The sequence below is a fragment of the Psychrobacter sp. JB193 genome, from assembly GCF_002285555.1.
GTDB classification, from domain to species: Bacteria; Pseudomonadota; Gammaproteobacteria; order Pseudomonadales; family Moraxellaceae; genus Psychrobacter; species Psychrobacter alimentarius.
This window is the reverse complement of sequence record NZ_NRGY01000002.1, coordinates 705948-720838: the sequence shown is the minus strand read 5'-3', so window position 1 is coordinate 720838 and position 14891 is coordinate 705948. Positions and strand designations below refer to the sequence as shown.

12 protein-coding genes are annotated in these 14891 nt (G+C 41.8%); 6 read left to right on the top strand and 6 right to left on the bottom strand.

Annotated features, from left to right (window positions below; all coding sequences use genetic code 11):
* Positions 1-303 precede the first annotated feature (303 nt).
* Positions 304-963 carry a YcxB family protein gene (locus CIK80_RS10885; RefSeq protein WP_095570002.1) on the top strand — a complete coding sequence of 220 codons (660 nt, stop codon included), beginning with the start codon at positions 304-306 and terminating at the stop codon, positions 961-963.
* 375 nt (positions 964-1338) lie between these two features.
* On the top strand, positions 1339-1824 hold the full coding sequence (locus CIK80_RS10880) for a Dps family protein (RefSeq protein ID WP_095570001.1): 486 nt from the start codon (positions 1339-1341) through the stop codon (positions 1822-1824).
* A gap of 128 nt (positions 1825-1952) precedes the next feature.
* Here the strand turns inward: CIK80_RS10880 and CIK80_RS10875 are convergent, their stop codons facing one another.
* The 3 genes from CIK80_RS10875 to CIK80_RS10865 form a co-directional block, all read right to left on the bottom strand.
* Complete coding sequence (locus CIK80_RS10875; RefSeq protein WP_095570000.1) at positions 1953-2660, bottom strand: DUF2057 family protein; 708 nt, start codon at positions 2658-2660, stop codon at positions 1953-1955.
* 56 nt (positions 2661-2716) lie between these two features.
* The gene (gene hda / locus CIK80_RS10870) at positions 2717-3520 is read right to left on the bottom strand and encodes a DnaA regulatory inactivator Hda (RefSeq protein WP_062845199.1); all 804 of its coding nucleotides are present in this window, start codon (positions 3518-3520) and stop codon (positions 2717-2719) included.
* Between the two features lie 364 nt (positions 3521-3884).
* Positions 3885-4991: an AI-2E family transporter gene (locus CIK80_RS10865; RefSeq protein ID WP_062845200.1), complete on the bottom strand. Its 1107-nt coding sequence runs from the start codon at positions 4989-4991 to the stop codon at positions 3885-3887.
* Between the two features lie 340 nt (positions 4992-5331).
* Between CIK80_RS10865 and purM the strand changes: the two genes are divergently transcribed.
* Entirely contained in the window at positions 5332-6381 is a 1050-nt protein-coding gene (purM, locus tag CIK80_RS10860; protein ID WP_095569999.1) for a phosphoribosylformylglycinamidine cyclo-ligase, read from the top strand.
* A gap of 29 nt (positions 6382-6410) precedes the next feature.
* Positions 6411-7118, top strand: a complete 708-nt coding sequence (purN, locus tag CIK80_RS10855) for a phosphoribosylglycinamide formyltransferase (protein ID WP_095570390.1) — start codon at positions 6411-6413, stop codon at positions 7116-7118.
* Between the two features lie 132 nt (positions 7119-7250).
* Here purN and CIK80_RS10850 read toward each other — a convergent pair whose 3' ends face one another.
* Entirely contained in the window at positions 7251-8633 is a 1383-nt protein-coding gene (locus tag CIK80_RS10850) for an NAD-dependent succinate-semialdehyde dehydrogenase (protein WP_095569998.1), read from the bottom strand.
* Between the two features lie 379 nt (positions 8634-9012).
* On the bottom strand, positions 9013-10002 hold the full coding sequence (locus CIK80_RS10845) for a LysR family transcriptional regulator (RefSeq protein WP_062845203.1): 990 nt from the start codon (positions 10000-10002) through the stop codon (positions 9013-9015).
* Between the two features lie 771 nt (positions 10003-10773).
* Between CIK80_RS10845 and CIK80_RS10840 the strand changes: the two genes are divergently transcribed.
* Together CIK80_RS10840 and CIK80_RS10835 are read left to right on the top strand one after the other, a co-directional pair.
* Positions 10774-12360 carry an isocitrate lyase gene (locus CIK80_RS10840; protein WP_095569997.1) on the top strand — a complete coding sequence of 529 codons (1587 nt, stop codon included), beginning with the start codon at positions 10774-10776 and terminating at the stop codon, positions 12358-12360.
* A gap of 131 nt (positions 12361-12491) precedes the next feature.
* Entirely contained in the window at positions 12492-14117 is a 1626-nt protein-coding gene (locus tag CIK80_RS10835) for a CYTH and CHAD domain-containing protein (protein WP_095569996.1), read from the top strand.
* A gap of 127 nt (positions 14118-14244) precedes the next feature.
* On the opposite strand, the gene CIK80_RS10830 is transcribed toward CIK80_RS10835, so the two are convergent.
* Positions 14245-14760 carry a L,D-transpeptidase gene (locus tag CIK80_RS10830; protein ID WP_095569995.1) on the bottom strand — a complete coding sequence of 172 codons (516 nt, stop codon included), beginning with the start codon at positions 14758-14760 and terminating at the stop codon, positions 14245-14247.
* Between the last annotated feature and the right edge of the window lie 131 nt (positions 14761-14891).

Below are 14891 nucleotides of genomic sequence, written 5' to 3'. Positions count from 1 at the left end.
GTCAAATTTTGCGCGTTTTCTAAATACGCTGTTTTGCTTCATGTATTTGGCTTATGGCAAACTCATTTTGACTATAAATCACGCTTTGGTCTGCAATTACTCCCAATTTATACTGTCTCGCTCAATTAATAGCAATAATGTGCCCTCTATCGGTGAAGAGGATGGCTTATCTGTTTCATTTAGGAGCACTTTTCGGTAAGATAAGCGCATACTATTTTTCGACATTTGGTCAAATATGGCATTACTGCTTTAATTTGACGATTTAAACCCAACGCTTTTCATACAAGTATTTGAGAAACCTTTATGGCCTTGTACCCCTACACGCTGCAACCTGTCGCCTTAAACATCACCGAGGCTGAATTTCATCAAGCACAATACGAATTGTTTGCCAGTGCCAGTCCTTCTTTTGGCCTAAAGAGCATTAAGAAAAAAGAATGGATCATCATGGCAATCGTTGTGATATTAGCGGTTGCAGGGCTGGTTTTTGTCACTGGCTATTCCACCATTATTTTTTGGTTGATGATGGTTGCAGTTGTGATTTATTTATTGGTTCGTACGCTTGGCTTTAAATGGTATGTCAAACGGGAGTTTGAGAAACAAGTAGCCGATCAAGAAATGCCAGATGAGATGCGTCAAATGAAGCTCGGCGTACAAAAACATGGCTTAGTGATGGCAATGCCAAGCAACCAGCCTGAAATGATGAAAAGTAATCAGATGCGCGGTATGCAGATGCGAGCTGGCTCTACTCAGCAAGCCGTTATACCTTGGAGCGCTATTAAAAGCTGGGATGAGACTGACGACTATATTTTTATGATGTTTGAGATGAAAGGTCAGCAAGGCAGCCAAATTTTACCAAAACGCTTGCAAGCACAGAAATTCCCCATTGACACAGTACGTCAACACTTACAAGAAGTGGTTGCCGTTAAAGGGTTAAATCCTGAAAACTTAAAACCGCCAGTGTAAGGCAAAACCTCCCTTTTGTCGTTCATGTAATAAGCGATAAAGGGGATATCGTTGTTAATAGGCACCATTAGTCGCTTGGATACATGTTTGTTTGGATTACAATTTTATTAAACCATAATAATTTGTAAAACCAATCGCATTATTAAATTCATTGAATTTAACTTATAGACAGTTATTTGTTATTATAATAAGCATCAAAAGAAGGGTAAAAAGCTTTATTGATTCAAACGTCTTTTATTAACTTTGGTTCAAAAAAACTTTAACATTATAAGTCGCCATACATAAAGTATGTATGGTAATACAGCAAGCGAGTTGTTACACTTTTAATCTTCTTTAAGCCTGCTATATCAACACTCACACTATAAGGATAATATTATGAGTCATACTAATAACGACACAAACCAAATTGGTCTAGAAACAGCCGACATGAGCGGTATCATCACGAAGCTAAACGGTCTGTTATCAAGCTATCATACGTTTTATATCAACGTGCGTGGTTATCATTGGAACGTGAAAGGCGAGCATTTCTTTTCATTACATCCTAAGTTTGAAGAGTTATATACTGAACTACAATTACAGATTGATGAAATCGCAGAACGTATCCTAACGCTAGGCGGCACACCACTTCACGCTTATAGCGACTTTGCTCAGCACACGACCATCAAAGAAGATAAAAACGTCAAAGATGGCAAAACATGCGTAAAAGGCATTGTAACTGGTTTACAAACGCTGATTGAAGAACAACGTGATGTGTCAGCCGCAGCACAAGAAGCAGAAGATCAAGGTACAGCGGATTTGGTCGATGAATATGTGCAGCTACAAGAAAAGCATGTATGGATGTATAATGCCTTTTTAGGCTAATAACCCGCTTAAATAGTCCCTTGTATTCATAACGTCAAAGAATTTATGGCACTAAAAAATATGTAGCGTAAGAAAAAAGCACCTTAATAGGTGCTTTTTTTGGTCTCAAACTTGATAGAAGTAACGCGTTATTCTTGTACCCATTGGCGCATTTTTTCACGCTCAGCTGGCGTTGCTTGTAGCCAAATTTGCATAAACTGATCCAGCTTATCCGTAGATGCATTTATGTTTGTGGTTTGAGTGGTAGAAGTAACTACTCCAGCACTCATGTTATTTTGAGTATTTGTCGTTGCTGGGCTGATCGCGGCAATAGCGCGCTGATTTTGCATTTCAGCATCACCTGCGCCATCAAACACACCGCCTAACGCTTTACCCAACCCTGCAAATAAACTACCCTGACTGCCCGCCATCGCCTTTTGACTTGCGATTACTGTGCCGTTCTGTTGTATCGCTAGCGTCGGTTGTTTGGCGTATTCTTTGGCAGCTTGATACTCTTCTGGCTGATTTAGCATGACAAGACGATAGTTTTGGTTGTCTGCCAATTCTGCGACGACACTGACGTTACCAGAGCGCAAGTAGTCATGTTCATCACGGCGCAAATCATATAGACGATCGTATTTTGCAGTAATTGCGTGACGACCCGGCTCAAGAGTAAACTCTTTGGTTAATGGCTGAAAAATACTTTGCTGCAACTCCTGTCCATTGATAGCAGTTACTTTTATATGATCATCAACGGACAAAGTGACCGCGGCTTGTGACAGCATAGGAACGGACGCAGCAGCAACAAGTAACGTGCTGAGAGTCATTTTTTTTAGCAAAGAAGCGTTTGGTTTCATAAAGGGTTCCATTAATAGTAAAAGCGTTTTGGATAAAAAAATAGGTGTTCTTAATACTAAAAATCGAGGGGCATCGTATGCTGCTCTTGACCAGCCGCATCGTTATCTACTTGTGTTTCTTGTGCAATATCAGCAAGCTCAGCTGCGAGCGTCTGCTCATCGATAGTACGTAGCGCATCGCTGATGACTGCTTTGGATATATTACTACGTCCAAGGTTAGAGAACATCGGCTGAATATAGTTAAGTACTTCCATCATGGCCCCAATACGATGAGGCCCCTCTGTCAGTAAATGATCAATAATTCGATCATCAAACTGCCAGCCACGACGACGTAAAATAGACTGTAACAATGCTTGACGGTCGGCAAGATCATGACCGTTAGGGACTTTAAACGTAGGCGCTTGTGCCAAACGAGTCATCAAATCTCTTAACTGAAATGGCAAATCACCAGCAGGCGTATTGGCCGCAAACAACAACTGACGTTGCCCTTCACGGCTGCGATTGATCAGGTGAAATAAGGCTTCTTGCCACTGACTGCTTTGCTCTAACACTTCTAAATCATCAATCGCAATCAGATCAAAGTTCTCTAAGGAAGACAGTACGTGCACATCCGTATGAATCAGCTCATTGAGTGACAAACAAATCGCCGACTTGTCCATCTCAATAAACGACTCACAAATAGCAGACAGCAGATGAGACTTACCCGTGGCAGGACTGCCAAACAGATATAGCTGACCAATCAGGCCGACATGGAGTTGCCGTACTGCGTCAATAATCGACATCCAACCCGGACCGGCAAAGTCGCTTAAACTTGCATCATGCTTAATGTCCAGATTGAGACTTAGCTGTGCTTCTGCCATGAATCATCAACTCGTTTTGCGTAATGCAATATAATAAAAAGGAATAGAGTATCAATATTTTTAAAGGTGCGAACTGCTCTGATACTATTTAGTATGAACTATCTAATGCGAATTACTTGCTACCGATTGACAGCGTTCATAAATTGTCTTTTTTTAAATGTAAACCACAGGCGTATTTACTAAAATGACGCTTGTGCCTGACATGCTTGATAGCAACTTATACCATCAATACTGCGCCTATATATAACATATTTGCAAAATGACTGACAAGTCTTTTACAGATTAAGGTTGAATAGGCGCTGCTTTCCTACCTTGCCATTCGTCATCAAGACTCCATGGCCCAATTGACTAACTAATGACCTACCTACTCTTTTTTAAACAAAACCAGTTGTTTACGGCCTCTATAAAAATCCGTTGAGCGATAGTAAGCGTATAAATGGCGGAACAATACATTAAGCACAGCAGAAACGGGCAAGGCAATCAACATACCAACAAAGCCCAGCAGGCTGGCTCCTGCCAGTACAGCAAAGATAACCCATAATGGTGATAAACCGATTTTATCCCCTAAAAGCAATGGCTGTAGAATATAGCCTTCTGCTGCCTGCCCAACTAAGAACGCACCGACAACCAATGCCAAATATGTCCAATCTAGTCCAAACTGGAATAGACAGGCGATGATGGCAGCAATAAAACCAATACCAAAACCCAAGTAAGGAACGAAGCTTGCAATACCTGCAACCATACCAATAATGAGTCCAAGCTCAAGCCCAATCAGTTGTAGCTGTACTGCGTAAATAGCCCCTAGTAGCACCATCACTAGCAACTGACCTTTGATGAAAGCCATCAGCGCACGATCACATTCTTGAGCGATATGAATAATTCTTTCGCAATGAGAGGCAGGGAGTGCCATCTTCCATGTATGCAAGCGCTTGTCCCAATTAAATAAGAAATAGAAGGTCAGAATTGGTACAAGTACAATAAGTCCTGCGTTGTTGATAAAGATCATACTCGATGCAATGACTTGACTCATCAAGGTGCTGGCATCTGAAAATTTATAATTCGTTTGCATATAATCTAGCAAAGTATCAGAAAACTCTTTGGACTCAAGCCTTGGCAGACGCATGGGAGTGTTAGCCACAAACCATTCACGTACCACTTGATTGTACCAATTCAGCACTTTAGGCAAATACTCCCACGCGGCTTGCAACTGATACCACAGTGTCGGGACTAACCACCAAAGTAGTAATGCCATCCCAAAAGTAATGGTGGAGTACACAATGATAATCGCCACCCAACGTTTGAGATACTTTGACAAACGTCTCACCAGCGGATTGAACAGGTATGCAAGTACGAAAGCGACGACAAACGGCATAATGACCGGTAGCATCAAATATAATAAATAAATAGCGACAACCAGACCAACGACAATAAATAAACGCCGAAAAAAGGGATCTATTGGTTGGTTTATCATGATAAGCAATCCTATGACAGGGCTAATTTAAGACATCGGCGTGATTGAGTAGATCGTATATCTATTGAGTAACACCAGTATAATAATGAGCCATTATTGACAATAAATTTAGCGTTCCATTATCGCAGAGTCCAAAAAAAAATCCGTCATTTTTTTGTTTCTTGACGCCTGATTGATGAGTTATAGCAAATCCTAGTGAAAATCAGCCAAATATCGGCAAGTTGCTTTGCGAGTGAGGGGCATTTTTGGGTATAATGCGCGCACTATCAGCAAAATTAACACGACCGATTCGCTTTTCTACTGACTGACCTTCATTCCCCTATAAAATTGTGAGATGACCATGAGTAACAAGCCTTCTTTAAGCTACAAAGATGCTGGCGTTGATATTGATGCTGGCGATGCGCTGGTTCAACGTATTAAATCAGTGGCAAAAGCCACCTCTCGTCCTGAAGTTGTGGGCGGACTTGGCGGCTTTGGAGCGCTTTGTCGCATTCCAACTGGTTACACGTCGCCTTTATTAGTATCGGGTACTGACGGCGTTGGTACTAAGCTCAAATTGGCCTTACAGCTGAATCGTCACGACACAATCGGTATCGACTTGGTCGCTATGTGCGTCAACGATTTATTGGTATGCGGTGCAGAGCCGTTATTCTTTTTAGATTATTATGCAACGGGCAAGCTTGATATCGATACCGCTGCTACGGTGGTTACTGGTATTGGTGAAGGCTGTAAGTTATCGAACTGTGCATTGATCGGCGGCGAAACGGCTGAGATGCCAGGCATGTATCAAGATGAAGATTACGACTTGGCCGGATTCTGTGTGGGTGTGGTTGAAGAAAGCGAAGTCATCACGGGTGAAAATGTCGCTGAAGGTGACGTACTGATTGCGCTTGCTTCAAGTGGCGCACACTCTAATGGTTATTCATTGGTTCGAAAAGTCATCGAAGTGAGCGGTGTTGATGTGACTAGCAGCGATGAGCAGCTAGATGGTCAACCGATTCAAGATGCACTGATGGCCCCTACTCGCATCTATGTAAAAGCAGTCAAAGCGTTGCAAGATACTCTTGGCAGCTCAGCTTTGCACGCGATGTCCCACATCACAGGTGGCGGCTTGACTGATAACTTACCTCGCGTATTGCCAGAGAATTTGGCTGCCAGTATCGACACCAATAGCTGGCAATTCTCAGAGCTATTTACTTGGTTGCAGACTCAGGGCAATATTGAACAAAGCGAGATGTATCGCACTTTTAACTGCGGTGTGGGTTTTGTCATCGTTGTTCCTAAAGACAAAGCTGAGAGCGCAATCAAAACGTTAAACGATGCCGGTGAGAAGGCATGGCAGTTGGGCGAAATGGTCAATCGTGACTTCGACGCGGTGGTATATCGTTAATGTCTGTTGATATTAAATCTGTTGACACCATGCCCATAGATACTGTGTCGACTAATCATCCAAACCAAACGTTTAAACCATTACGAGTGGCGGTTTTGGTCTCTGGTAGCGGCAGCAATCTACAAGTCTTGATCGATGCCATGCAAGCCGGCGCGCTACCCATCGAGATAGTTGGTGTGATTAGCAATCGTGATGACGCTTATGCCATCACACGTGCCAATGCTGCTTCTATTCCAGTGGCCGTGTTGTCACACGTTGCTAGTGGTAAGCGTATGGGTATCAAAACCTTTGAGCGTCATGCCAGTGAGCAGCTTCAAGCATGGCAACCAGATCTCATTGTGCTGGCAGGTTTTATGCGGGTATTGAGTGCCTCATTTATCAATAACTCACCAGCACCGATGATCAATTTGCACCCTTCTCTACTGCCTGCCTATAAGGGTCTTGATACGCATCAACGCGTCATACAAGCAGGCGAATATCATCATGGTTGTAGCATTCATGTTGTGACCGCTGAGCTTGATGCTGGAGCCGTTCTGACCCAAGCTGTCCTATCTTTGGATCAAAAAGATACGGCTGAGAATTTGCAGAAGCGTGTACAAAAGCTTGAGCATCAATTATTACCTTGGACCGTTTTATTATTGGCAAAAGGCGTACTATCATTGAATCACGGTGAGTCAAATAGTCAGGACAGCACTTTTTTACCAGCTTTGCCTTTGAAACTGTATCTAGACAGTTGATGGGATAATAAGATAACAAATTATTATTCAAAGACAGTTAAACAAAAAAAGCCCAGTCATTTATGACTGGGCTTTTTGATATCTAAGTTAATAAGCAGTATTTATTAAAAATTGGTACTACCTTTGCAAGTATTATTTACCATCAAATACATGTACTGCCTTAATATTGACAAATTCTTTGATACCAAATCCACCATGCTCACGGCCATGACCTGAGTCTTTAACACCGCCAAATGGAAGTGCTGGGTTTGCAAGACCGTAGCCATTGATGTAGACCATACCTGTATCAAACTCTTCACGAGCTAGACGAATCGCTTTCTCTTCATCTTTAGAGAAAATCGCGCCACCCAAGCCATAACGGCTGTCATTAGCAATACGCAAGGCATCGTCTTGATCTTTGGCACGTATTAGTGATGCCACCGGTCCAAACAATTCGTCGTCATAAGCTGGTTGGCCTTTTTCAACGTTCTCTAAGATAGTTGCTGGGTAGAAGCTGCCTTTACCTTCTGGTAACTTACCACCTGTTGCGATAGTAGCGCCTTTTTTCACACTTTCTTCTACTTGCTCATGCAGCTTTTCTTGCAGATCTTTGCGAGCTAATGGGCCAATGCTTGAGCCATCATCCATTGGATCGCCTGTTTTTACGTTCTCGAACTTTTCAACGATGCGCTGACGGAAGTCATCATACAGGCTATCAACAACGATGAAGCGCTTCGCGGCCACACAAGTTTCACCATTATTAATCAGACGCGCTTGAGCACAGGTCTCTACTGCGACATCTAAATCGGCATCTTCTAGGACGATGAATGCATCGTTTGAACCCAACTCTAGAACCACTTTTTTGATGGCTTTTGCAGCTTGCTGACCAACGATACTGCCTGCACCATCACTACCTGTAAGAGTCACACCGCGTATTTTATCATGACCAATCAATTCTTCTGACTGATCGTGATCGATTAAGATAGTGCGGAATAAGTCATTTGGTAAATCAGACTCGTGGAAGATTTTTTCAATCAATAGGCCTGAGCCAGTCACATTTGCTGCATGCTTAAGTAAAATACTGTTACCAGCCATCAGATTGGCGATGGTATAACGGAATACTTGATATGCTGGAAAGTTCCAAGGTTGCATACCGTAGATCACACCAATAGGCTGATAGGTAACGATACCCTTTTTCATGTTTTCGATTTCGCGCTCATCATCTGCAAGAGCAGTAATACCATTCTCAGCAGTATAATCACAAATGCCTTTACACAAATCTACTTCTTGCAAGCTCTGGCTATAAAGCTTACCACGCTCTTCAGTCATCAATTTAGACAACTCTTCTTTGTATTTCATCAGAGTATCGCCAATAGAGTTGATCACTTTCGCACGCTCTTCATGACTGGTTTTACGCCATTCTAAAAACGCTTCGTGTGAGGCATCAACAATCTTATTGACCTCATCTTTACTCATGTAATTGTATTCTTTAATATTTTCGCCCGTTGCTGGGTTTACCGTAGTAATATCTGCCATGACTTTTGTCCTTATTATTAGGAGTTTTTATTGGTTTAATTGCTTTGTTATTTAAGAAATGTATAGGATTGAGTTATGAATTATGCATCTTTCTACAAATATAGATAATGTTGCTGGGCTTAATAATAAGCCTTGTACGTATCTTTTTTCTTAAAGTGCAATCATCATAACAAACTGTATGAGCAGTAGTTTTACAAGTTATGAAGAAGTGTGCATAAGATGTTAATAATGTGACTGTCTTATTAACTACGCCTTAAATATATATTTTTTTGATAGAATTTGGACAACAAAAAACCAGCTTGTTCGCTGGTTTTTTATTTAACGATGAAGCAGAAATATTCGAAAAAGCTGCGCCCAGTCTTAAAAGATGCCTTTCGTATTAAAATAAGTGATTGGTCACAGGAATATCTTGTGGCGGATTCTCTTCTTCTGCGACCACCTGACGAGCCACATGCATGATGAGCTGACGCAACCAGCGATGAGCAGGATGGTGCTGTAATAACGGTGACCATGCCATGGTTAGCTCAAATTCAGGAATAAAAAATGGCGGCTCTTCCATCATAATACTGTCATTATTGGCCTGCATTCTTGCCACACGAGTCGGCAAGGTTGCGATCAAATCTTTATTGGCGGCAAGCATCGCAGGCATTTGATAATGGCGAGTAAAGACACTGATTTGACGTTTTTGACCTAAGCGCTGGAGGGCTTGATCGATAGAGCCAAGACCACCAGATTTTTCTGGATTGACACCAAAACCGACGCCCATACCCGTTTTAGATACCCACACATGCTGGGCTTTTAGATAGTTTTTTAGATTAAAGCGATTGGCATAAGGGCTTTCAGAAGACAGTAAACAACTAAAGGTATCACGCCATACCAATACTTGATGAAAACTTTGGGGGATTTCATTAAAGCGATTGATTGCCAAATCCACTCGACCCTGCTCCATATCACGATAAGAGACGTCAGATGGGGTCAAAAAGTCTAAAATAACGTTGGGCGCTTCAGAACGTAGCGCCTTAACCAATTTTGGTACTAACGTCGCTTCTGCATAATCTGACGTCATAATACGAAAGACACGCGAGGTGCTATAAGGACGAAACTCGGTGCGTGGCTCTAATACTTGTGTCAAATCAGCGAGTATCTCACGAATACGAGGCTGCAATTCCAAGGCGCGTTCCGTTGGCGTCATGCCTTCTGAGGAACGCACTAGCAATGGGTCATTAAACAATTTTCGAAGACGACGTAATATATTACTCATCGCAGGTTGGGTAATTCCAAGCTGCTCAGCTGCCCGAGTGACGTTTTTTTCTCGTAGCAACACATCTAAATGTACCAATAGGTTTAAATCTACCCGCTGCAAATTCATATATATGTCTCTTAGCCTTTGGATAAATACCGTAAAAAGCTTGGTATTTTTGGTGCTGTTTCAGTTATTTATAATTTAACACAGCAAAATTTTGCTATTTTTCGGTCAAATTCATACAGTATTTGTCAATTATAACTTAAATTACCTACTGTAAGATACTGTTTTACATACATTATAATTAAATAAAATACTAAAGATAATAATCATAAATTAGATAAATCTTAGTGACACAGTTATAGTGAGTCTCATGGATGATTTGTGACACAGACAGTAAAACTTGGGTAAGCGTGCCGATACTATTTCACAGACTGAAACAACCATTCAATATATTATGATACTTATCATAAATAAAATATTGTTGGCTTTCATACTAGAAGTATCATTAGTTAAGGCGTTTATGACCAGCAACTTATCGTCAAAACTGTCCGTTATTGTACCATCTCTTACTGTCAGTTATGCCCTCATGGGGCGATAAATAGCGCAAACGCCTCAGAATATGCGAACACAACCCATCTTCTTCGATATATCGCTAATTATTTCTAACTGCTGAGTTCAGTAATTGCCTTGTATTCGTAGCTGGGTTTGTTTAGTGTAAATAAGACGTTGACCAATAATTTATGGTTACTCTGGCTCTAAATGAGATGTCAATACCGTTCGTAGCAAGTCTAAATATATACTTTTTAGTAAAACTGAATTTTTTAGTCATACCCAATTGTCACTATTTTAGCACTTAATTTATTTGTTTTTCATACCCCACCAAGGAGACTACAGATGTCAACTGCATATAAATCAGCGATCGACTTAGTACGTGAATTAAAGCAAAAGCACGGTAACTGGCAGAACATTAGCGAGACTGATGCAGCACGTATGATGTCCCAAAACCGTTTTAAAACAGGTTTGGATATCGCCAAATATACTGCAAAAATCATGCGTCAAGACATGGAAGATTATGACAATGATACGTCTCAATATACCCAGTCTTTAGGGGCATGGCATGGCTTTGTGGCACAGCAAACCATGTACGCTAAGAAAAAATATTTTGGTACTACAGCCAAAACCTACATCTATCTATCAGGTTGGATGGTAGCGGCCCTACGCTCTGAGTTCGGTCCTCTACCTGACCAATCTATGCATGAAAAAACATCAGTACCCAAACTGATCGAAGAGATTTACACGTTTTTACGTCAAGCAGATGCCAAAGTATTGAACGACTACTTCCGTGAGCTAAACGCTGCTGAAGAAGCAGGTCAAGACACCTCAGCTATTTTAGAAAAAATCGAAAACTTTGATTCGCATGTAGTGCCAATCATCGCTGATATCGATGCAGGTTTTGGTAATGAAGAAGCCACTTACCTATTGACTAAGCAGATGATTGAAGCGGGTGCTTGTGCGATTCAGGTTGAAAACCAAGTTTCCGACGCTAAGCAGTGTGGTCACCAAGCGGGTAAAGTAACCGTACCGCATGAAGACTTCATCTCTAAGCTAAACGCTATTCGTTATGCTTTCTTAGAGCTTGGGGTTGAAGACGGTGTGATCGTTGCTCGTACTGACTCTGAAGGCGCATCACTAACGCAAAAAATCCCAGTATCAAATGAGCCAGGCGATCTTGCTTCTAAATACATCGATTTTATTGAAATGGAAGAAGTCACGCTTGAAGATGCAAAAGAAAATGACAGCTTGCTTAAGCATAACGGCAAACTAGTACGTCCTGTTCGTCTACCAAACGGCTTATACCAGTTCCGTGAAGAGACCAACATTGACCGCGTTGTACTTGACTGTGTGACTGCGCTAGAAAACGGTGCGGATTTACTATGGATCGAGACACCAACTCCCGACGTAGAACACATCAAAATGATGGTTGACCGTATCAAAGAGCAGCAGCCAAAAGCGAAATTGGTATACAACAACAGCCCATCATTCAACTGGACGCTTAACTTCCGTAAGCAAGTCATCGCTCAGTGGGAAGAAGAAGGTAAAGACATCTCGGCATACAATAAAGCGGACTTGATGAGTGCTGATTATGACGGTACTGAGCTTGATGCAGCAGCTGACATCGCCGCTAAGAACTTCCAACGTGATGCGTCACGTGAAGCAGGTGTATTCCATCATCTAATCACGCTACCGACCTATCATACTACCGCTCTAAGCGTGCACGAGCTTGCTAAAGGCTACTTTGGTGAAGAAGGTATGCTTGCTTATGCAGCTGGCGTACAGCGTAAAGAAATTCGTGAAGGCATCGCTTGTGTTAAGCATCAAGCAATGGCAGGTTCTGACCTTGGTGATGATCACAAAGAGATTTTCTCAGGTGACAACGCGCTAAAAGCAGGCGGCGGCAAAAACACGATGAACCAGTTCTAATTACCAATATCTATAATCCTACGTTACAAAAAAAGCCGCTCTACTTAAGATAGAGCGGCTTTTTTGTTGCGGTTTAAACACTCATAGAGTGGTAGACTAATAATCATTATTCAGAATTACTAGGAGCCATTATGCAAGAGATAGAGCTGAAGTTTTTGGTGCCAGAATCACGACTAAAAGGGCTGATGCGTCAAGTACAAGTCAAATCCTCAAAGCTGACGCAACTGGCGGCGCATTATTACGACACTCTTGACCAGCAGCTAGCAAAAGCAGGTATTGGTTTGCGTATTCGCAAAGAAGGGGATGCTTGGGTACAAACCCTCAAAGCTGGCGGCGATGGTATTGCAGCACGTCTAGAACATAATGCCATACTAGATAACGAACAGGTACAGGCAATGCTCGATAACAATGCGCTCATGCCTGATTTAAGCATTTATAAAGATACGCCCGCTGCCACTGCTTTTGATGGCTTCAAGCTTAAAGAGTTGGCCAAAAAGCTGACACAACGGTATGTCACCGATGTACAACGCACCACACGGTTTCTAACAGAAAAGACCAGTGACGGCCTTGAGGATAGTACAGATAACTGTATCGAGGTCGCTTACGACCAGGGAGAAATCATCCATGGTGAGGACGACACCCAACGAGAAGCCATTCAAGAAATTGAGTTTGAATTGATATCAGGTGATTTAGACTTTTTATTTACAACAGCCAAAGCGTGGTGCAAACGTTATAAGCTCAGTCTCTCTACCGTGACCAAAGCTGAGCGCGGCGGGTTACTGATTAAGGGGCAATCTCATAGTCAGGCGGTTGGCGCAAACCTTAATGAGCTAAACGTCAGTCGAAAAACCAGCCTGCCTACTTTTGTGCGCGCAGCTGTCCATAATTGCCTCCTCCAAATTCTACCCAACAGCAGTGCCATCGTCGCCGGTAGTACTGACCATGAGCATGTCTTGCAGTTTTACATTGGTATCGACCGTTTGCTGACGGCAATAACAACATTTGCAAGCTTCTCTGATGAGATCAATCCTGATTGGCAGTCTATTCTAAAGCAAACCTTGACCCTACTTGATGACTATCGTGAGCTGACATATCTAGCAGAACACCTTGAACCCCAGTTGCAAGAACTCGGCGCGCCTGCAACTGACTGGACAACAGACATTGATACGCTCAAAATCAAGCCAATGGATGCGGTAAAAGCCAATGACTTTCAGCTGATATTGCTAGAGCTGATAGCCTTCACCATGAGCGATCCAAAACTGGAACCTCAAAATGACAAACTGGCCATCGATAAGCTGGCTAAAATTCTGTCTCAGCAATACAAAGACTTGCTCAACTTTAATAAAAAACGTGATGATATAGAAAATAGTGAGATTGATGATACACAAAGCTTAGAAGCAGAAATTTCAGATATAAAAAGCGATGATTCAAAAAGTAGCGATGAAGAGCATCCTCAATATGAATTGTACCGTCAACTAAAAACACTACGCTATATGAGTGAATTTTCTGCACCAGTATTTCATAAAAAATCGTCTAAAAAGAAAACCAAGCTTTGGCTCAAGAATCTGACAAAAGCGCAAAAAGCCTTGAATAAATATCAGGCTTATACACAATATCAGCAGCGTTATCAGCTAAAATCCGCATCGGACAGCAACGCGTTATATGGCGCAGGTTGGATAATAGCTGCCTTAGAAAAAGACCACCAACGTGCTGAAAAACGTTTAATGAAACTAAAAGATGGAAAAAAGTTTTGGTAAATATAGATATGGATAAATAACCCATGCTATAAAAAAGACAGCTTCTTTTATAGGAGCTGTCTTTTTTTAAGTACTATTTGTCGCTAAGTGTTATTTGCTGCTTAATATTTGATTGTCTAAACTCAGTTTAACCCGCCACGATCGTCACGGACATGCCCTCTTCTACTTGTTCAAACAGCTCAACGATGTCTTCATTGCGCATACGTACACAGCCATGTGAGAGTGGTACACCCATCGGCTCGGTGTCTGGGGTTCCATGAATATAAATGTAACGCTGATAAGTATCACACACGCCTTGAGCGTTGCTGCCTTTATTTACACCCTCTTCAAGACCACCTAACCATAAGATACGGCTTAGTATCCAATCACGCTCAGGATATAGCTCGCCAAGCGCTGCATCATATCTCTCACCCGTAGGCACACGTCCAACAAACACAGAGCTTATAGGAGAATCATCCCCTATTTTTTCTGCAATGACATGCTGACCTAACGGCGTACAACCACTATTTTCTTGGCTACCAATGCCGTTTTTAGCCGTAGAGACTGGGTACTTTAGTATTTCTTTTTGTTGCTGATATACCGTCAATGTTTGCTCAGCAATATTGATGATTAATTGTTTATCAGAGTTTTGATGATGATTCATAAACACGTCCAGTGGTTATCGATAGTATGACTTACGACATTTTTGATAAAAATCTGTGAAAATTTCTATTATCAAGGGATTGTAACCAGGCTTTTGGCACCGTAAGATAGAGGCACACTTTTTGATGCTAG